This window comes from Ruegeria sp. E8, from assembly GCF_056533985.1.
On record NZ_JBQFOY010000014.1, the window covers coordinates 73,679 to 94,187 of the forward strand.

17 protein-coding genes are annotated in these 20,509 nt (G+C 57.8%); 8 read left to right on the plus strand and 9 right to left on the minus strand.

The features are described from left to right. Positions 1–3: 3 nt before the first annotated feature. The 6 genes from ACR0LF_RS16965 to ACR0LF_RS16990 all read right to left on the minus strand — a co-directional run bounded on the left by ACR0LF_RS16965 (position 4) and on the right by ACR0LF_RS16990 (position 5,120). Entirely contained in the window at positions 4–552 is a 549-nt protein-coding gene (locus ACR0LF_RS16965) for a thioredoxin family protein (RefSeq protein ID WP_480577034.1), read from the minus strand. Positions 553–667: 115 nt separating this feature from the next. Then, positions 668–1,927 (minus strand): TRAP transporter large permease, encoded by a 1,260-nt coding sequence (locus ACR0LF_RS16970; RefSeq protein WP_480577031.1) that lies wholly within the window; start codon positions 1,925–1,927, stop codon positions 668–670. Beyond that, positions 1,924–2,457, minus strand: coding sequence for a TRAP transporter small permease (locus ACR0LF_RS16975; protein ID WP_480577028.1), 534 nt, complete (start codon positions 2,455–2,457; stop codon positions 1,924–1,926). Before ACR0LF_RS16975 ends, ACR0LF_RS16970 begins: the two co-directional genes overlap by 4 nt. Positions 2,458–2,520: 63 nt before the next feature. Continuing rightward, on the minus strand, positions 2,521–3,495 hold the full coding sequence (locus ACR0LF_RS16980) for a TRAP transporter substrate-binding protein (RefSeq protein ID WP_480577024.1): 975 nt from the start codon (positions 3,493–3,495) through the stop codon (positions 2,521–2,523). Between the two features lie 22 nt (positions 3,496–3,517). Next, positions 3,518–4,060 (minus strand): 3-hydroxyanthranilate 3,4-dioxygenase, encoded by a 543-nt coding sequence (locus ACR0LF_RS16985; RefSeq protein WP_171185587.1) that lies wholly within the window; start codon positions 4,058–4,060, stop codon positions 3,518–3,520. A 106-nt stretch (positions 4,061–4,166) separates the two neighbouring features. Continuing rightward, the gene (locus ACR0LF_RS16990) at positions 4,167–5,120 is read right to left on the minus strand and encodes a dihydrodipicolinate synthase family protein (RefSeq protein ID WP_480577021.1); all 954 of its coding nucleotides are present in this window, start codon (positions 5,118–5,120) and stop codon (positions 4,167–4,169) included. Between the two features lie 146 nt (positions 5,121–5,266). Here ACR0LF_RS16990 and ACR0LF_RS16995 point away from each other — a divergent pair, with 146 nt between their 5' ends. The 4 genes from ACR0LF_RS16995 to ACR0LF_RS17010 all read left to right on the plus strand — a co-directional run bounded on the left by ACR0LF_RS16995 (position 5,267) and on the right by ACR0LF_RS17010 (position 10,150). After that, entirely contained in the window at positions 5,267–6,040 is a 774-nt protein-coding gene (locus ACR0LF_RS16995) for an aspartate dehydrogenase (RefSeq protein ID WP_480577018.1), read from the plus strand. A 2-nt stretch (positions 6,041–6,042) separates the two neighbouring features. Continuing rightward, positions 6,043–7,008: a LysR substrate-binding domain-containing protein gene (locus tag ACR0LF_RS17000; RefSeq protein ID WP_480577015.1), complete on the plus strand. Its 966-nt coding sequence runs from the start codon at positions 6,043–6,045 to the stop codon at positions 7,006–7,008. 81 nt (positions 7,009–7,089) lie between these two features. After that, entirely contained in the window at positions 7,090–8,520 is a 1,431-nt protein-coding gene (locus ACR0LF_RS17005; RefSeq protein WP_480577013.1) for an NAD-dependent succinate-semialdehyde dehydrogenase, read from the plus strand. Between the two features lie 385 nt (positions 8,521–8,905). Continuing rightward, positions 8,906–10,150: a molybdopterin molybdotransferase MoeA gene (locus ACR0LF_RS17010; protein WP_480577010.1), complete on the plus strand. Its 1,245-nt coding sequence runs from the start codon at positions 8,906–8,908 to the stop codon at positions 10,148–10,150. A 352-nt stretch (positions 10,151–10,502) separates the two neighbouring features. Here the strand turns inward: ACR0LF_RS17010 and ACR0LF_RS17015 are convergent, their stop codons facing one another. Beyond that, positions 10,503–11,504 (minus strand): isopenicillin N synthase family dioxygenase, encoded by a 1,002-nt coding sequence (locus ACR0LF_RS17015; protein ID WP_480577003.1) that lies wholly within the window; start codon positions 11,502–11,504, stop codon positions 10,503–10,505. A 301-nt stretch (positions 11,505–11,805) separates the two neighbouring features. Then, positions 11,806–14,226 (minus strand): GcvT family protein, encoded by a 2,421-nt coding sequence (locus tag ACR0LF_RS17020; protein ID WP_480577000.1) that lies wholly within the window; start codon positions 14,224–14,226, stop codon positions 11,806–11,808. A gap of 213 nt (positions 14,227–14,439) precedes the next feature. On the opposite strand from ACR0LF_RS17020, the gene ACR0LF_RS17025 reads away from it, so the two are divergent. From ACR0LF_RS17025 to ACR0LF_RS17040, 4 genes are read left to right on the plus strand one after another with little or no spacing between them, the layout of a single operon-like run. Then, positions 14,440–15,690, plus strand: a complete 1,251-nt coding sequence (locus ACR0LF_RS17025) for a sarcosine oxidase subunit beta family protein (protein WP_480576996.1) — start codon at positions 14,440–14,442, stop codon at positions 15,688–15,690. 12 nt (positions 15,691–15,702) lie between these two features. Next, a complete protein-coding gene (locus tag ACR0LF_RS17030) occupies positions 15,703–15,990 on the plus strand; it encodes a sarcosine oxidase subunit delta (RefSeq protein WP_480576993.1) in 288 nt (95 codons plus the stop codon). Beyond that, positions 15,987–18,941, plus strand: a complete 2,955-nt coding sequence (locus ACR0LF_RS17035) for a sarcosine oxidase subunit alpha family protein (protein ID WP_480576990.1) — start codon at positions 15,987–15,989, stop codon at positions 18,939–18,941. The genes ACR0LF_RS17030 and ACR0LF_RS17035 overlap by 4 nt, the downstream gene beginning before the upstream one ends. Continuing rightward, complete coding sequence (locus ACR0LF_RS17040; protein ID WP_480576987.1) at positions 18,934–19,497, plus strand: sarcosine oxidase subunit gamma; 564 nt, start codon at positions 18,934–18,936, stop codon at positions 19,495–19,497. Before ACR0LF_RS17035 ends, ACR0LF_RS17040 begins: the two co-directional genes overlap by 8 nt. Here ACR0LF_RS17040 and ACR0LF_RS17045 read toward each other — a convergent pair. After that, positions 19,456–20,487 (minus strand): GlxA family transcriptional regulator, encoded by a 1,032-nt coding sequence (locus tag ACR0LF_RS17045; RefSeq protein WP_480576984.1) that lies wholly within the window; start codon positions 20,485–20,487, stop codon positions 19,456–19,458. The genes ACR0LF_RS17040 and ACR0LF_RS17045 overlap by 42 nt on opposite strands. Positions 20,488–20,509 lie beyond the last annotated feature (22 nt).

Consider the following 20,509-nt stretch of genomic DNA (forward strand, 5'->3'; position numbering starts at 1 on the left):
GACCTAGCCTCGTGTCCATTTGATCGAACATCCCATGGATGGAATCTGGTCCTGGGGCCCTTGTCCGGTCTTGGCAATGTGCAGCATCGCACTGACCAGTTCGGGTTTACGTTCGCCTGTCTGGCCTAGGCCCAGATTGTCCAGACGACCCCGGTATTGCAACTTGCCTTCCGCGTTCAATCCGAAGAAATCCGGTGTGCAAACGGCGCCATAGGATTTGCCCACGGATTGATCTTCGTCCACCAGATAGGGAAAGTTGAAGCCGTTATTCTTTGCAAATTCCAGCATCTTCGGCGGCGTATCTTCAGCATAGTCACGATAGTCATTGGACATGATGGCCAGTACTCCGACCCCTTTCGACATCAGCAGATCACTGTCCTGCGCCAACCTGTCTGTCATCGTTTTGACATAGGGGCAGTGATTGCAGATGAAGACGATCAGCAATCCATTTTGCAGGTGATCGGACATAGTAAAGGAATGACCGTTCGGGTCTTTGAGCGTGAAATCCGGGGCCTTCCAGCCGAAATCGCAGATTGGAGTGTCGAGCAGCATGAATAACCTTTGCTTGGCCTGTTGGGCAGCGACGTTTTCGACAGCTTAGCGGACAATCACTGGCAAGTTGAGCGTGATTTACACCCGTGCACCCTCGACGCAATACGCGATCTACTCAGATTAACAGCGTCGAGAGGCTCGGGAAATAGCTGAGCAGAAGCAAGACCAAGGTTACTGCAATCAGAAACGGCCAAAGCGATTTCAGGATCGATCCGGGTGTCGTGCCGCTCATCGATGAGGCGATGTACAATCCGATCCCCACCGGGGGCGTCAGCAACCCAAGGACCAGATTCAGACAGGCAACAATGCCGAACTGATAGGGGCTGATATCGTATGATCCGGTTGCGATGGGCAGCAGGATCGGAGTGATCAGGATAATCGCGGCGATGCCATCGATCACCATTCCGACCAGCAACAACGCAAGGTTCACGATCAATAGGAACACGAACGGGTCCGAAGTGACGGACGTGATCAACCCAGCCAGTTGCTGCGGTATTTCCTCATAGATGATGACCCAGCCAAACACGCTGGCGGCAGCGATCATGAACAGGATCATCGAGGCATTGGCCGCCGTGCGTTTGAACATCTCAGCCAGGTTGCCCGGCTTCAGGTCCCCGTAGACCAGCCAGCCCACCAGAAATGCGATCAGGGACGCAATCGCGGCGGACTCGGTCGGTGTGGCGATTCCGAACAGGATACCGCCGATGATCGACATCGGGATCAACAGGGCAGGGGCCGCGCTGATCAGGGCCTGCACGGCTTCACCACATGTCATCCATTGCCCTTTCGGAAACTGCTGCTGCCAACCGAGCAGGGTGATGACCAGTGCGAAAGCTCCGGCAAGGATCAAGCCGGGCAGGATTCCGGCAATGAACATGTCGCCAATAGGAATCTGAGCCAGAACACCGAAGATCACGAACATCATTGAAGGTGGGATCACCGGTGCCAGAAGCCCGCCTGCGGCGGTTGTGGCCGCCGCGAAGCCTTTGTCATAGCCTTCCTCTTCCATTGCGGGGACCATGGCGCGCGACATGACCGCGATTTGCGCCGTTGCAGAACCGATGATCGCCGCCATGAACATGTTGGCCAGCAGGTTGATGTAGGCCAGCCCGCCCCGAAACCCGCCAACAAATACCCGCGCCAGCGCGACGAGGCGACGGGTCATGCCGCCTTCGTTCATCAACTCTCCAGTCAACATGAACAGCGGGATGGCCAGAAGGCCATAGTTCTCAAGACCGCCGAACATTTTCTGTGCGAAGCTGTCGTAAAGAACCGTGTTACCGCTTTCCCAGATGTACCAGATGGCCGTGATTGCCAGCACGATTGCCACGGGCACAGACAGAAGCAGGGTGGCCAGAAAGACGACGGGGCTCATGGCTGCGATCCCTGAGCCTGGGCGCTTAGCAGATGCATAGTGGAATGCAGTGTCGCGCCAAGGGCGAAAAGCCACATCACCAACCAAAACAGATACTTAGGCATACCAAGGGTTAATGTCGGCTCTGCATAGATGAAATTGAACGTCTGACCCTGAAAGGCAACAGTGTCAAAGCCGCTGCTGGCGATGTCCAGCGGCAGGAACCAGCGCCAGCAGAACCACAGCATCGCGAGGGAAAAGGCAAACACCACCACATCCACAAGCTTGCGGATCACTCGTTTCGCGCGGTCCGGCACGTTATCCGAAACAATGGAGATCGACACCGAACTACGATGATGCAACGCGGCAGACGCGCCCAGAAAGGTCATCCAGACCATGGCATAAATCGCCAGTTCATCGACCCAGAATAGGGCGTTGCCCGCCGTACGTGTCACGACATTCAGCAAAATCAATACCGTTATGCAGACCGCCAGAAAGGCGGCGCACCACAATTCGACCCGCGCCAAGCCAGCCGACAGCCGATACAACATCGCTGTTCTCCCGTGAGAAAGGGCGCAGGATCGACCTGCGCCCTTTCCGTCATGCCGTTTTCGTTATTTCGTTTCTGCCGCAGTCTGACGCAAAGCGTCAAGGGAGGAGGTTTTCTCGGACCAGATCCCGTTCCACTCTTCAATCGCGTCGCCAAAGAACGCGGCATCGACCTTCTTGTAGGCCTTGCCCGTACCCTCGATCTGCTCCAGCCATTTGGCATCGTTTTCGACATAGGCGTCGATGGTGCTGTCGACATGTTTGGCCATCAGTTCCGCGATCAGCGCCCGATCTTCGTCAGACAATCCGGCCCAGACCTTGGCCGAAACCAGACCGACCATCGGGAACATCATGTGATCCGACTGAACGATCGTGTCAGCGTGTTCATAATACTTCAGCACCCAGATCAGCTCGGCATCCATGTCGATGGCGTCGACCTGACCGTTGGCCAGCGCATCATAGACCGCAGGCAATGGCATTGGGGTCGGCGCCGCCCCAACCGCGTTGTAGAAATCGAGGATCGGCGTGAAGGGCGTGATCCGAAGCTTCAGGCCCGAAAGGTCTTCGGCGGATGAGACCTCGCCCCGGCTGACGATCTGGCGCAGTCCAGCCATCCCATAGCCCAGACCAACAACGCCGACCTGCCCCGGCAGCGGCTCTAGCATGGATTTTGCTGTGTCAGACCGCAGAATGCGTCCTGCGTGACCAATGTCATCTGCCAGATAGGGTGCATAAAACGCCCCCAACTCAGGCGCGCGGTTCGACACTTCGGCAACCGTCATGAAGGCCATGTCCAAAGCGCCGGTCTGCAATTGCTGGAGCATTTCAGCTTCGTTCCCCAATTGGCGCGCCGGGAAAACCGATACCGAATGCGCGCTATCGCTGGCCTCGCTCAGTTCAGCGCCAAATGCCTCGGCGGCCTTGGTCCAGATATGCGGTGGTGGCGTGATCAGACCCAGCCGGAATTCTTCCGCCTGAGCGGTAACAGACGTGATGGCCAGCACTGCCGCAGAGGCGGCGATTTTTGCAATATGTTTCATAACTTCCCCTGTTCGATCTTTTTTACAACGTGACCCAGCCCTCGGGCGGTTCCTTACCCGGGTGCACCGCCTGACAGTTGGGACAGGTGCGGTCTTCTTCCGAGGCATAAAACTTCTGATAAACCGGAGGCAGGTCATCAACGATGGACTTTAGCTGCATTTCCGCACGATGCACCAGTGATCCGCATTCAAAACAATACCATTCAATAGCATCCAACTCGCCCGTCTGGCGCTTTGGTTCGATCACAAGCCCGATAGAGCCTTCCTGCGGGCGCTGCGGAGAATGGCGCACATGCGGCGGCAGCAGGAACACCTCACCTTCGCGGATCGGAACGTCATAGAACTCCTCTCCGTCGAAGATCTTCAGCACCATGTCGCCTTCAAGCTGATAGAAGAACTCTTCCACAGGGTCGTCATGATAATCCGTGCGCTTATTCGGCCCTCCAACAACCGTGACCATCAGATCGGCATCTTCCCATACCTGACGATTTCCCACTGGCGGTTTGAGCAGATGGCGGTGTTCGTCGATCCAGGCCTTGAAGTTGAATGCTTTCAGTTTTGACATGTCCCACTCCCTATCCCCGAAAGTTTGGCGTGTTTTTCCATAACGGCAAAGAAATTATCAGCATCTTGCTATCAGAATTTTTTATATTGCCGGGGGCACAACCGCCTCAGACCCGCAGCCCGCATTCCTCGAACGCCTTGCGAATGATCGTTTTTTCGGCCTCGGTCAGCTCCAGCATCGGCGGGCGCACGCGGCCACCGACCTGTCCCAGCAACTCCTGCCAGTATTTTCCAAAGGCCGTGGGTTTACCTGCCGGGCGCGACCGTTTCATTGCATCACGAACGGGGTTGAGGCTGTCAAACACACGTCGCGCCTCATCCGCCTTTCCGGCAAAAGCCAGGCGGGTGTATTCGTTCATTCGCTGATCGGCCTTGCTTTGCAACTGATAGGGCGGGGAGGAGCAGAGATAGAGCTTCCAATCGAGTTCAAGGATATTGTCCAGCCACTCATGCTCGGCCGAGGTCGAGACATGAATCTTGTCGCCCACCATATGGGTCAGTTTCACATACATCTCGCGGGGGACGGAATACTTGATGGCCACGATATTCGGCAAATCAGCAATGCGCGCGCATTCTTCGGGTTGCATCAGATAGCCACTGTCTGGGTGGCTCCACATGGCAATGCCGATATCAAGTTCGTCGCAGAAGCGCTTGTAATATTGATATAAAACCTCACCGCGATCCTGTACAAAACTCAGAACCGGAGCGTGCAGTACGATGTAATCCGCACCGCAATTCTGGGCGTGATGCGCCAGTTCCAACGCCGTATTCATGTTCTGATCCGAGACCGAGACGATTACACCGGCTTTGCCTGCACATTCGTCAACGGCAATTTCGAAGTTTCGTTTGCGTTCTTCAAGGCTCATCGAAAAGAACTCGCCTTGTTTTCCAGCAACGAACAGGCCCTGAATGTCCAGATCGTCGATCCAATGCCGGATGTTGGCGCGCAGCCCGGCCTCATCCAGCGACAGATCGTCATTGAACGGGTTTAACGCTGCGGCCCAGATCCCCGTCATGTTCTCGCGAGCGTAGGCTTTTGCGTCGTGTTTTGAGTATTTCATTTTCGCACGGTCCCAGTGGCTTTGACCCCATGAAAAGCACACTCAGACAATCGATCCAGAGCAATTTCAGGGAAATGGCTATCCGAAAAAATTATATCATGAACTTACCAATTCAGGTTTTTTCAATGCTGGTCTAGAGTTCAGGCATGAAAATCGCAGTCATCGGAACCGGCGCAATCGCGCAATACGTGCAGCACGCCTTGCCGGAACATGGGCATGAATTGACGGCCATTCTTGTCAGGCCGCACCGCGTCGATTCAAAAACACCCCTAACGGTCGGTTCGGTTGAGGATCTGCCCGACGGCACCGAAATGGTTCTGGACTGCGCAGGGCATGAGGCATTGGCAGGTTTGGGCCCGGACATATTGGTGAAAGGAATCGACATCATCAGCGTTTCTGTCGGCGCGCTGGCCGATCCGCGAGTTGCGGATCAGTTGGAAGACGCAGCACGGCAGGGCGGGGGGCGCCTGCATCTGGCAAGCGGTGCCATCGGCGGGCTGGATTGCCTCAGCGCTGCTGCGGTCGGCCCTCTCAAATCAGTTACCTATGTGGGGCGCAAACCTCCGGCAGGGTGGAAGGGATCACTTGCTGAGCAAGCTCTTGATTTGGGTAGAATCAGCAAAGCCGAAACGCATTTTCAGGGTTCTGCACGAGAGGCTGCGCTGGCTTACCCCAAGAATGCCAACGTCGCGGCCGCCGTTGCCTTGGCGGGCGTGGGATTCGATGAAACGCGGGTTCGTCTGATCGCTGATCCGTCGATTCAAAAGAACATTCACGAGGTTGAAGCCGAGGGCGATTTTGGCACCTTCCAGTTTCGGATCAGCGGCACCGCGCTGCCCGACAATCCGCGAAGTTCGGCGCTTGCGGCCATGAGCGTGCTGTCCAAGTTGGACCAGCTTTGCAAACCGATTGTGCTCTAGCCATGGTCGCGCGTCACTCTCGCATCGTGGATCGGGCTTTGACCCGTTTGAAGCTGCGGCAATTGCGTCTTCTGGTTGCCGTAGGTGCGCATGGCAACATCCAGAACGCGGCGCGGGAGTTGGGTATCTCTCAACCTGCGGCGACCAAGATGATCCAAGATCTTGAACTGGACTTCGAGGTTAAACTGTTCACGCGCACCAATCGCGGTGTGGTGCCGACGGTTTTTGGCGAAACGCTCATACGTCACGGGAAACTGATCTTTGCGCAAGTATCGAATGCCGCGCAGGAATTGGATGATCTAAACGAAGGCAATTCGGGCCGCGTCGTGGTGGGCACGTTGCTCGCGGCGTCAACCAGCCTTTTGCCTGCTGCTATCGAGCTGCTGCTCGAAGACCGCCCGAATGTGGCGGTCAAGATCAGCGAAGGCACCAACGAGGTGCTGATGCCGCGTCTGCTGTCGGGCGAGATCGACATGGTTGTAGGCCGTTTGCCATCGCACCGGCATCGCGACAAGATCCGGCAGGAAAAGCTGTTCGAGGATCGGATATTGGCCATTGTCGGCCCTCGGCATCCGTTGGCAGGTCGGGACGCTGTGACGTTTGCGCAGACTAAACCTTTCGGCTGGGTTCTCCCTCCGCAAGAGACGACGTTGCGGCGTCAGGTCGACCATTTCTTTGTCGGCCAGCAGCTATATGTGCCACCGGTCATGATCGAATCCGTATCCTACCTGACGAACCGCGCGCTGCTGCAATCGCGTGACCTGATCGGCCTTATGCCCGCCGAGGTCGTCGCGCAGGATATCGAAAACGGACACCTTGCCCAGCTTTCTTGGGAGGTTCCATTCGGACAGGGGCCGATCGGAGTTTCGTTCCGCGCGAATGACGATCTGTCGCCTGCTGGGCGGGCCTTTAAGACAGCGCTGCATCGGGCAGCGCAAAACAAACAGGCCAGCTATTCCCCAATATGATACCCGTATTTGCTCAATTGCCTTGAAGTTATACGAGGCATCGCGCGATCTGAAAACAAGGCAAGTGGAGGCACCGGTTTCATGTATCCAGAGCTCAAACTGTTCATCGACGGCACCTGGCGTAAAACCGACCGGGATATCCCGGTTCTCAATCCGGCAACCGAAGAGGAAATCGGACGATTGCCTTGCGCCGCGGTGAAAGATCTGGACGACGCGCTTGAGGCTGCCGTCAAAGGTTTCCGCATATGGAGCCGCACGTCCCCGCGTGATCGCGCAGATACGATCCTGCGGGCAGCGGCGCTGATGCGTGAGCGTCAGGATGAGATTGCGCACTCTATGACGCTGGAACATGGCAAACCTTTGAAACAGGCCCGGCTCGAGGTCATACGCGGGGCCGAGTTCTTTGAGTGGGATGCGGGCGAGGCCATGCGGACCTATGGGCGGATCATCCCGGCCGCTCAGGGGCACAAATTCTCGGTACATCACCAACCCATCGGTGTTGTCGCCGCGTTTTCGCCGTGGAACTTCCCGATGAGCCAACCCGCCCGGAAAATCGCGGGCGCATTGGCCTCGGGCTGTTCGGTGATCCTGAAGGCGGCGGAAGAAACACCGGCCGGGGCTTTGCATATTGCAAAAGCATTTGAAGATGCCGGGTTGCCTCCGGGGGTTTTGAATTTGGTCTTCGGAGAACCGTCTGAGATTTCCGGCCACCTGATCCCGCAGGACCCTGTGCGTTTGGTGGCCTTTACAGGCTCGACAAGTGTTGGGCGGCATTTGACCACTTTGGCGGCCCAACATGACACCCGGGTGTTGATGGAACTGGGCGGCCACGCGCCGGTCATTGTTTGCGAAGACACGGATGTACAATCAGCAGCCGTTTCCGGTGCAGTGCGCAAGATGCGCAACGCCGGTCAGGTCTGCACGTCACCAACGCGCTTTTTTGCGCATGAGAGCATCTTTGACACTTATGCAGCTGGCTTTGTTGCTAGGGCTAAAGCCACCATTGTCGGCAACGGGCTGGAGGTGGCTGTTGAAATGGGCCCAACCGCGAATGATCGACGTGTGCCCGCGTTGACCGAATTGGTTGAAGACGCCGTCGCACAGGGCGCAACGCTGGCCGTCGGAGGGTCGCGCCTTGGCAACAAGGGGTATTTCTTCGAACCTACCGTGCTTTTGAATGTGCCTGAAACGGCGCGGATCATGCAGGAGGAACCGTTTGGACCCGTTGCCGTGATCAACTCGGTCGCTTCTTTGGACGACGCGATTGTGCAGGCAAATTCCGTTCCCTACGGGCTGGCCGGATATGCCTTTACGAACAGGGCTGACTATATTGACCGTCTCATCGACGAGGTCGAGGTGGGCAATCTGTCAATCAACACGCTCGAAGCCTCGATGCCGGAAACACCGTTTGGTGGGGTGAAATCCAGCGGTACAGGCCGGGAAGGCGGAACCGAAGGTCTTGAAAATTACATGACCGTCAAGAATGTCTGGCATTCAGCTGGGATCGTTTGAAGAAGCCCACTAATTCTGGATACGGCAGATACGTCCGCTGTTCCCTTCCTCCCGGCCAATTCTCGAAAACGGATCGTGACCTATGTCAAGGACGATACCCCGCCGGTGATGTCTAGTGAGCGCGAATAAATGGTCAGGCTGCGAGGCGAGAACTGCCGCGCGCTAGCTGCCATTGAATAGCGTGCTGGCTGACCTTTGGGTGAAATCCTTTCGGGCAGCCTGAACCCGGAGGGACAGATGACGATTTCGCTGAAACCTGGCAGGGCGGTTCCAGCGGGCACAATTGCTTTTGCCCCAGTTGCACAGGCCAAATCCTGTTCACCCAAGTGCGGAGAGGCAGCGCGAACCGGATTCCAAAAACTCTTTGCACTTTTGGAGGCTCAAAATGGCTGATGGATGCGCCTGCGACCGCCACGCCCATATGTATCTGACCGTGGACGACGCCCTCAAGCGCGGTCTGTCTGTCGCCGATCCGCTCACAGAAACTGAGACCTTGCGACTGGCAGAGGCGATTGGCCGGGTACTCGCCGAAGATTGCGCCAGCAAGGTCGACATGCCAGCCTTCGATAACTCGGCGATGGATGGGTATGCCCTTCGTAGCCGGGATCTGGGCGAGGGGCCCGCTTTCGAATTGCCTGTCGCCGGGCGCGTGGCGGCTGGTGACAGCGGTGCGCTTGATGCGCCGGACGGCAGTGCGCTGCGGATCTTTACCGGCGCTCCGGTCCCGCCGGGTTTCGACGCGGTCGTGATGCAGGAAGATTGCGAAGTGCTTCCGGGCCATATTCGGTTCACCCGCCGCCCCAAACCGGGCCAGCATATCCGACGCGCAGGTGAAGACCTTTGCGCCGGTGGTCCGATCCTGCGGCGCGGCTGTGAGATTGGGCCGCGCGAGGTGGCAGCGCTGGCCTCGGCCGGATATGAGTACGTCGTGGTTTGCCGAAAGCTGAAGGTCACGATCTTTTCTACGGGCAGTGAGTTGCGCCAACCCGGTGAACCTCTTGGGCCGGGACAAATCTACAACTCGAACCGCTACATGCTGCTAGCCTTGCTGCAAAAGCCCTGGATCGACCTGAACGACCAGGGGCAGGTCGCAGACGATCCGGCATGTCTGGAAACGGTTCTGCGCGAAGCCTGCCAGACTTCGGACCTGATCATTACGACCGGAGGTGTGTCCGTCGGTGATGAAGACCACATGCCACGGCTTTTCAAGGAAATTGGTGGTGAAACGGATGTGATGAAGGTGGCGATGAAGCCGGGAAAACCCGTCATGTTCGGCAGGCGTGGCGACGCGCTTTACATTGGGCTGCCTGGCAATCCAGTATCAGCCTTCGTCACATGGCAGATCATCGGATCGCAGATGATGGCGCGCCGCGCGGGTTTGCAAAATACACCTCGGACCCCTGTTCACGCCGTTCTGGCCGAACCCCTTCGGCGTCAAGCGGGTCGGCGGGAATACCGCCCGGTTCAAATCGACGGCATGGCACAGGATGGCCGCTCAAGATTACGTTTGATGGCGCCGTCCTACAGTGGTCGCGTGGCGTTGCTTGCACAGGCGGACGGGTTGGCGATTATCCCAGCAGAGGTCGAAGACTTGCCAGAGGGACACGCAATCGAGTTTTTAGAATTTTGAGAGCGCCTCATTCATCAAGGCCGTGATTGCCGAAGTTTACCGTATTCTGAAGCCCGGCGGCATTTTCGCAGTATGCGATGGCGAGCATGAGACGGCTACAGCGCCAATCGCCGATTTTGACTCTCTGGATCAGCTCGTTCGGGTCATGATCAATCAGAGTCTCACCAATCTTTGGATCATGCGTCAAATCGGTGGCCTTTTGGCCGGTTCCGGGTTCGAACTGGGCCCCGCCGAGGCCACACAGCCTTTCTGCGTTTGTGCTTGCATGCGCAGGTTAACATCTTCGCCTGCAGCTTTGGTAAAGCCGCAGGCGAAGGCACTGCGCTCGATCAGAACAAAACACAGTATTGCATTATGCCGCGTCCTTCTTGAGGTGGGCATAACTGGCCGCAAAGCGTCCAAACTTGTGCGCGCCACAGGTGACACTGTCATAGCGGCGCGGGTTTTCATCCGAGACGCACGAGTCAAGCGGAGCGAAAACGGCATCATAATCAGCGTCAATGAAGAACGGGATCGAGTAGCGCTCGCGGCCCGAAGTGTTAATCACTCGGTGCATGTTGGCCAGATAGACATCGTTCGTTAGGCGCTGGATCAGGTCCCCAATGTTGATCACGAAGGTTCCGGGAATTGGCGAACCTTCAACCCAATCACCTTCACGGTTCATAACCTGCAAACCGCCGACATCATCCTGCGCCAGAATCGTCAGGTTGCCGTAATCGGTATGTGCGCCGATGCCGATGATCTTTTCATCCACCACACCGTTCTGCGGTGGGTAATGCAGCAGACGTTGAATGCTGATCGGATCTTGCATCAGGCTTTCGAAATGAGTTTCCAGCAGGTCCAGGCTCAGCGCGATGCCGCCCAGCAATTGCTTGGACAGAGTGACCATCTTCTCGTGATAGCCATAAACCAGCTCCTGAAACTCTGGCAGGGCAGTGGTCCATTGGTTCGGACCAAAGAATGGCCCTTCCAGAGCGTCACGCTCTGGCCCGATGTCAAAGCACTCTTTCAGGTCTTTAGTCTTGGTTGGATCGGTGTTTTCGCCAAAAGGCTCGATATAGCCGCGCAGTGCCACGTCCGAGTTGCTGACATGCAGCTTCATCTTTTCATCCAGGGGAAGGTCGAAAAAACGGCGGGTGACGTCAAACACCTGATCGACGAAGTCCTGCGCGATTCCGTGGTTCTTTACATACATGAACCCGGCGTTTGACAGGGCCCAACGAATTTCTTTCGCCACTTTCTGCTTGTCGCTGCCGTCCACCAGCGGAGCGATGTCGATCACCGGCAACCTGTCAAATGTTTCGCGCTTTGCGCGCAGCTTGTCATCCAGTTGAGCGACGAGATCTCGTGCCATTTCGGGTTTCCTCCTCAGTGCTGAGAGTGGCTTAGATGCTGAGGCGCAAACTGACAGCGATCCGTGTATTTTCAACAGCTCAAAAATTCGAATACGCTTGAGCTAATTTAACCTGAAGAACGGCAAGGATACTAGCGCTCTGTGGAGTAATTGCTGAATACTTATGTTTTATTGAGGGTTAAATTTGAGGCTCAGAACGTTCCGGCAATGTACGCCTTAGTACACAACACCTGTAAAGGGCCGAAAATGAAAAGAGCCAGCCGATCCGGCTGGCTCCAATCAAATGGGGGATAGCGCAAGTTCAACCCCGCAACACCGCACCCGCCGCATCAAAGGGAGGTTCGTGCAGGATCGTGGCCTTGTGCGGGCGTCCCAGCACCATCACCTCGACCTCATCACCCGGCTGGGCGTACTTGACGTAGCCCAAGGCCAGCGACATGCCGACGGTGTAGCCGTAAGTACCGGACGTCACCCGCCCGATGCCTTCGCCGTCCTTGAAGATGGGCTCACCCCCGGTGGCATCCGCGTTGGAGGCTGTGACGTCAGCCTCGTCCAGATGCAGCAGAACCAGCTGTTCACGGGCTGGATTCTCAAGCACCTTCTGCGCGGCCTCTTTGTTGAGGAAGTCCTTCTCGAACTTGCACAGACGCTCCAGACCCACTTCATGCGGCCAATACTCGGGGCTGTATTCACGGCTCCACGATCCATAGCCTTTTTCGACACGCATCGACATCAGGGCACGGCTACCAACGGGGCCTGCGCCAAACTCTTTGCCGGCCTCAAGCAGGGCATCGTAGAGACGCGCCTGATCTTCGGTCTTGCAGTGCAGTTCCCAGCCCAGATCACCGGTGAAGGAAACACGCAGGGCCAGAAGTTCAACGCCAGCCAGCTCGATCTTGGCCGAGCGCATAAAGGGGAAATCTTCGGTTGCCAGCGATGTGTTGGTCAGGCGTTGCAGAATCTCGCGCGAATTCGGACCGGCCACGTTGAACCCGCACATCGCTTCGGTGTGACTTTCGAATGTCGTGCCTTCAGGCAGAGGAACCTGCTTGAAGAACCGTTTGTGATAGCGCTCGACCATGCCCGAGCCGATGATCCAGAACTCGTCCTCGGCGACACGGGTGACGGTGAAGTCGCCCGCGATACCGCCGCGTTTCGAGATCAACGGGGTCAAGCAGGATCGACCTACAGCCTTGGGCATGTTGTTGGCAAAGACGGCGTTCAACCAGTCCGCCGCGCCGGGGCCCTTGCAGACATATTTGGCGAAGTTAGAGATATCGATGATACCCGCGCGGTCGCGCAACATCTTGCATTCTTCGCCTACGGGTCCCCACCAGTTCTGGCGGGTAAAGCCGTTGGTATCCACCGTGCCCGGTTCATCGGCAAACCACAGCGGATGTTCCCAGCCGACGTTCAGGCCAAACACCGCGCCCATGGCTTTCTGGGTCTCATAGATCGGTCGCACACGGGCAGGGCGGCCTGCGCTGCGTTCTTCGTTCGGGAAGTGGATGGCGAAACGGTGCGCGTATTGATCCTGCACCTTGGCTTTGGTGAATTCCTTTGTAACCCAGGTGTCAAAGCGGGCCATGTCCCATGCGAACATGTCGTATTCGGTTTCCCCTTCGATGATCCACTGTGCCGCCATCAGGCCCATGCCGCCCGATTGCGAAAATCCGGGGATGATGCCGTTGCAGCAGAAATAGCCATCCACCTCGGGCACCGGCCCCATCAACACATTGGCATCCGGCGACCAGATCATCGGACCGTTGATGACGCGCTTGATCCCGGCCTCGCCCATGGCGGGCAGGCGTTCAATGGCGTTCATCATGTTCTCTTCGATCCGCTCCAGATCGTCGGGGAACAGGTCATGGGCGAAATCCAGCGGTGTGCCTTCTTCGGCCCAGAACTTCATGTCTTTCTCATAAGCACCCACCAGAAGGCCATTGCCTTCCTGACGCAGGTAGTATTCGCCATCGCGGTCCGAGACCGAGGGCAGCCGCGTGCCATGCGCCTGAACGTCCGACATAGCCTCGGTCACGAAATACTGGTGCTCGGTCGGTTGCAGCGGCAGGTCGATCCCGGCCAGTTTCGCGACTTCACGGCCCCAAAGACCCGCCGCGTTCACAACCCATGGCGTTTTGATGTCGCCCTTTGGCGTCTTGACGATCCAGCTGCCGTCTTCCTGCTGCTCGGTCGCGGTGACGGGGGTAAAGCGATGAATTTCGGCCCCGCGCTGACGCGCGCCGACGGCATATGCGTTGGTCACGCCCGAGGGATCGACATTGCCGCCATCGGGTTCGAACATCACGCAGCGAATGCCTTCGTAATTGACCAGCGGGTTCAGTTTTTGCGCCTCTTCGATGCTGATCTCATAGAAGTTCATGCCATAAAGCTTGGCCTTGGCCGCTTGCAGCCTGAGCTGATGCTCGCGCTCTTCGGTTTGCGCCAGATAGAGCGAGCCGGGCTGGAATACGCCGCAGCTTTGTCCTGTTTCCTGTTCCAGCGAATTATACAGGTTCATCGTGTAGTGCTGGATACGGCTGATATTGGTGCTGTCATGCAGCCCGTGAATATTGGCGGCTGCGTGCCAGGTAGAGCCCGAAGTCAGTTCGTCCCGTTCCAGCAGAACGACGTCTGACCATCCCAGTTTCGCCAAGTGGTACAGGATCGAGCACCCGATCACACCGCCGCCGATGACGACGGCCTGAGCTTCTGTTCGCATTTTGCTATCTCGTGCGTTATTCAATCGCGCAGTTTGTTTCACGAACGCGGCCTAATCGACAATGTCGACAAAATTCGAGATCGAATGAAGTCAGCTAAACTCAAATCTGAAAATTGTCGCAACTGATAAATTGCGTGACGGATTATGTCGTGACTGCGGCCTTTCAGGTGTCTCAAGATGCCCCGACGCACAAAGGGTTAAGGACTCATCCATATGCGGTATTCGGCACTCGCGATTATGCGGCAGGTTTTGAACGGGCACAGGGGCTGGACGCCCGCGTGGCGCGATCCCGAGCCGCAGTCAAGTTATGATTTCATTGTGATCGGTGGCGGTGGCCACGGTCTGGCGACAGCATATTATCTGGCAGAGGAACATAAAGCTGCCAGAGTGGCCGTTCTGGAGAAAGGCTGGATTGGTGGCGGTAATGTCGGACGGAACACGACGATTATCCGTGCCAATTACCTGCTGGACGGCAACCAGCCTTTCTATGAGCTGTCGCTGAAATTGTGGGAAAACCTTGAACAGGACCTGAACTACAACGCGATGGTCAGCCAGCGCGGCATTCTGAACCTCTGCCACACGGACGCGCAGCGAGACGCGTATCGCCGCCGCGGTAACGCGATGATGTTTACCGGGTCCGGTGCCGAGCTGCTGGATACAGAAGGCGTTCGCGCGATGTATCCGTTCCTTAACTTCGACGATGCACGCTTTCCGATCAAAGGCGGTCTGCTGCATCGCCGGGGAGGCACGGCACGCCATGACGGTGTCGCCTGGGGTTATGCCCGCGCCGCCGACCAGCGTGGCGTCGACATCATTCAGAACTGCGAAGTCACGGGCTTCCGCATCGAAAACGGCAAGGTTCTGGGCGTTGAAACCACGCGTGGCTATATCGGAGCCAAAAAGGTGGGTGTCGCGGTTGCCGGTTCGTCCGGTCGCGTGATGGCTCAGGCGGGAATGCGTCTGCCGATTGAAAGCCACGTGCTGCAGGCCTTCGTATCCGAAGGGCTGAAACCTGTGCTCGATGGTGTGATCACCTTTGGCGCCGGGCATTTCTATGTCAGCCAGTCCGACAAGGGCGGCCTCGTCTTTGGCGGCGATATCGACGGCTATAACACCTATGCGCAACGCGGCAATCTGCCGGTGGTCGAGGACGTGGTCGAAGGAGGTATGGCCCTGATGCCGATGATCGGTCGTGCCCGCCTGTTGCGGATGTGGGGAGGGGTCATGGACATGTCGATGGACGGCTCGCCCTTCATCGATCACACCGGGATCGAAGGGCTCTATTTCAACGGCGGTTGGTGTTATGGGGGCTTCAAGGCGACCCCCGCCTCGGGCTTTTGTTTTGCGCATCTGATGGCCACCGACCGACCGCATGACGTTGCAACTGCCTATCGTCTGGACCGGTTCAAAACCGGGCGGATGATCGACGAAAAAGGTGTGGGCGCGCAGCCCAACCTGCACTGAGGAGGCCCGGAAATGATCATCAATCACCCGCTGCTTGGCCCTCGTGACGCGTCCGAATTCACCTATCTCGGCGACGCGAGCCTGATCAACCGGCCCGACTGGCAATCCGACACGGCCCCGGATGAGTTTCACGACTATCTCTACCTGCGCGACAACCCGGCTGGCACCCATCGCGAGCTATGGTTTCACGAGCAGGGCGACCGCTCGTGGCTGGTTGTGACGCGTAACACGCTGACCCACGAAATTCTGGAAACGGAACTGGCGCGGGATGTTGCCCGCAAGACGGGACGGGGAAAATGACCCAGAACAATCGTTTGCAAGGCGGTCTGATCGACCGTTCTAAGAAACTGCGCTTTACCTTCGATGGTAAATCCTACGAAGGCTATCAGGGCGACACCCTGGCCTCGGCGCTGCTGGCCAACGACGTGCGGCTGGTTGGCCGTTCGTTCAAGTACCACCGTCCGCGTGGTGTGCTGGCCTCGGGATCAGAAGAACCCAACGCGCTGGTCGAACTGCGCTCGGGCAACCGGCAGGAGCCCAACACCCGCGCAACCACGATCGAGCTGTTCGATGGCCTCGAGGCGGTATCGCAAAACCGCTGGCCCTCGCTGGCTTTTGACGCGCTGTCGATCAACGACCGGATTTCGCCGTTTCTGACCGCGGGTTTCTACTACAAGACCTTCATGTGGCCCAAGGCGTTCTGGGAAAAGCTATATGAGCCGATGATCCGCAAGGCCGCCGGTTTGGGCAGCCTAACGCGAGAAGCTGATCCGGATGTCTATGACAAAGGCTATCTGCATTGTGACGTTCTGGTCATCGGTGCAGGCCCTTCGGGACTGATCGCAGCGCTGACAGCGGCACGATCAGGGGCGCGGGTTATTCTGGCCGATGAAGACAGTCAGATGGGCGGCCGCTTGCTGTCCGACAGCGACCGGTTCGAGGGGGTTTCGAACGCCGATTGGGTCGCGCAGACGTTGGGTGAGCTGGCGTCGATGGACAATGTGCGCTTGCTGACGCGCACCACGGTGTTCGGGGCCTTTGACCACGGTATTCACGGTGCGCTCGAACGGGTTTCGGATCACCTGGCCGTGCCGGAAGCGGGCAAGCCGCGTCAGATTCTGTGGCGCATTTACGCGAAACGCTCAGTACTGTGTGCCGGGGCCACGGAACGCCCGATTGCTTTTGAAAACAACGACCGTCCGGGTATCATGATGGCGGGTGCGATGCGCGCCTATGCCAACCGTTGGGCAGTGACGCCGGGCAAACGCGTGGCGATTTTCGCCAACAATGACGAAGGTCACCGCGCCGCGCAGGATCTGATCAAGGCGGGTGTCAAAGTTGTCGCTGTGATCGACCCGCGTAGTGACGCGCCACGCATCGCCGAGTGCGAATTGCTGGCAGGCGCGCAAGTCACCGACGCGCAGGGGCGTTTGGGGCTGAAATCGATCACCGTGCAAATGGCCGATGGTCAGACTCGACCGATTGAGGTTTCTGGTCTGGGTGTTTCTGGAGGATGGAACCCAAATGTCCAACTGACCTGCCATCAGCGCGGTCGCCCGCAATGGTTCGAACCGCTCGCAGCCTTTATTCCGCCGGCAGAAATGCCGACAGGCATGGTCGCAGCCGGTGCCGCCGCTGGCAATCTGACCAGTTTCGGGGCAATCGCCTCGGGCACCAACGCAGCGCTTGCGGCGCTTGACGGATTGGGGATCAAGGCCTGTCCGGTTGACCTGCCGAAGGGCGAGGATGATGAGATCCGCATCACGCCGTTCTGGCATGTGTCTGGCAAAGGCCGAGCCTGGCTGGACTTTCAGAATGACGTAACTGTCAAGGACGTCAAACTGGCTGAACAGGAAGGCTTCCGCAGTGTCGAGCATCTGAAACGCTATACCACCCTTGGCATGGCGACTGATCAGGGCAAGACCGCAAACGTCGGCGCATTGGCCGTAATGGCCGAGATCACCGGCAAGAGCATTCCCGAAACCGGCACAACCATCTTCCGCCCTCCTTATTCGCCCGTTGCGATGGGAGCCTGGGCCGGGCGTTCGGTCGGGAAAGAGTTCAAACCCACCCGACTGACCCCCAGCCACCAATGGGCCGAAGAACAGGGCGCGGTGTTTGTCGAGGTTGGCCAGTGGCTGCGCGCACAGTGGTTCCCAAAGGCCGGTGAAACCCATTGGCGCCAATCGGTGGACCGTGAGACCCTGGCAGTACGCAGCGGTGTCGGCGTGTGCGACGTGACCACCTTGGGCAAGATCGACGTGCAGGGTGCGGATGCGGCAGAGTTCCTCAACAAAGTTTATTGCAACGGTTTTGCCAAACTGCCGGTGGGCAAGACCCGCTATGGCCTGATGTTGCGTGAAGACGGGATTGCCATGGATGACGGCACCGCCGCGCGTCTGGCCGAGGATCACTTTGTGGTCACCACCACAACCGCCAACGCGGTGGGTGTCTATCGCCACATGGAGTTTGTGCATCAGTGCCTGTTCCCGGACATGGATGTGCAGATGATCTCGACCACCGACGCTTGGGCGCAATTTGCCATAGCTGGTCCGAAATCACGCAAGCTGCTGCAAATGGTGGTGGACGACCGCTTTGACATCAGCAACGAGGGTTTCCCCTTCATGGCGTGCGGAGAGGTGACTATTGCGGGCGGCATACCGGCGCGACTGTTCCGTATCTCGTTCTCGGGCGAATTGGCATATGAACTGGCCGTGCCGACCCGCTACGGCGATGCGCTGATCCGTCATTTGATGGAGGTTGGCGAGCCTTTGGGCATTACCCCGTATGGCACCGAAGCGCTTGGCGTGTTGCGGATCGAAAAGGGCCACGCGACCGGCAATGAACTGAACGGCACCTCCAGCGCTCATAACCTGGGTATGGGGCGCATGGTTTCGGCCAAGAAGGACAGCATCGGCGCAACGCTCAGCGCCCGCGAAGCGCTGGTTGACCCGGATGGTTTGTCGCTGGTCGGCATTCAGCCGGTCAGCAATGCCGATACCGTGTTGGCAGGTGGCCATGTGTTTGACGAAGGTGCGGCGCACCTGCCGGAAAATGATCTGGGCTATGTCACCTCAGCAGCCTATTCGCCCCATCTGTCCAGCAGCATCGGCCTGGCCTTTGTGAAACGTGGGGCGCAGCGATTGGGCGAAACCGTACAGATCGTCAGCCCACTGGATAACTCCAACATCAAAGCGACGCTTGTCAGCGCGCATTTCGTTGACCCTGAAGGAGAACGGCTCCGTGCGTGATTTTGTTGCCAAGGCCGCCATTGGCGGCACAGACCCCAAGCAGGACGTGGTCGGAACACTGACCTTTCAGGAACGCGGCGATGTGGCGCTGGCCTCTGTCTCGGCCCGTCTGGGGCAAGAGGACGCGGTGAAGACCAAGCTTCAATCCCTGTGTGGGATCGCAGCGCCCGAAGCCGGGCATTGGGCAAAGGGCGAGACCAGCAGCCTGCACTGGCTGGGTCCGGATCAGTACCTGTGCGAAGAAGCCTATACCGGCCCGCTGGCGTTGGCCCGGCGGCTGGCGGAAGAGCTGACTGGCATCGCCTCCGTCACTGATCAGTCAGACGTGTTTACACGCATCGACCTGTCCGGTCAGGATGCCATCGGTCTGCTGCAACGTCTGACGGTTCTGGATGTTGAGCAGATGCAGTCCGGAGCCTTCAACCGTACCGCAATCCATCACGTGGGATGCCTGTTGCGTTGTAATGAGGCGGGGACAGATTTCTCGATCTACGCACCGCGCAGCTACGCAATTTCAGTTCACCACGCGCTGACTGAGGTGGCCAAGGCCCTGTGACGCAGAACGGCCAAAGGACAAAGCCGCGTGCCTGGCGCCGCGGCTTCTTTCCTTGCGCTCCTGCGTGGGCGGCAAACCGAATTCACGCCGGTAATTGCTTGAGAACGAACTGGCGCTGTCATACCCGACGGACATCGCGATTTCCTGCAGAGATTGGTCGGTGTACAGCAGCTTTTGCCGTGCCGCATCCAGTCGCAATCTTCGATAGTAGCTTCCGGGGCTGATCCCGGTTTCCTTTTTGAAATGCCGTTCCAGCTGCCGCATGGACATACCAACAAGGTTTGAGACTTCCTCAATCGAGACCTTGTTCTCGATATTGTTGGCAAACAACTCAATGGCCCGCCGGACCGGGCGGGGCAGACCATCGCGGGTCTGACCTTTGCTGTAGCCCGGAAGAACCTGCAATGTATCTGCATCGCGCAAGGTTGCGTATTGGAACCAGCAGGCCGTTTCAACGGCAACCGCATCGGAAACCTGATCTGAAATCACGCCCAGCATGAATTCGAAAACCGCCGAGGTTCCGGCAAAGGACATCCGGTTGCGATCAATCGTATAGAGCGTGTCGCACAGGGTGACCCGGTCGAATTGCTCTTTTAAAGCCGCAGTATAGCAGAAATGAGCACTACAGCTGTAGCCGTCAAAGAACTTCTCTTCTGCCAATGCAAAAAGTGAGCCGCTAACCGACCCGATCCGCGCCCCATGGGATAGAAGGCGCCGCAGAGCTCCGCCAGACGCCTTGCGATCCTGAAAGCGGGTTGCGGCCCCGGCAAAGACCAACAGCACATCCGTTTCTTCCACCTCGGACAGCGCTTTGTCAGGATTGATACTGAGGCGCGAGCTGGACATGACCGGTTGCCCGTCTTCAGAGACGACGGTCCACCCAAGACTGTTCATGCGGCTGATTTCGTTGGCTACGCGCAACGGATCGATGGCCATGGACAGGGCGGCAACCGGGAAGTCTTCGAGACACAGAAATGTGAAATGGGTCATGCTTTGTCCCTCTGCCAAGCAA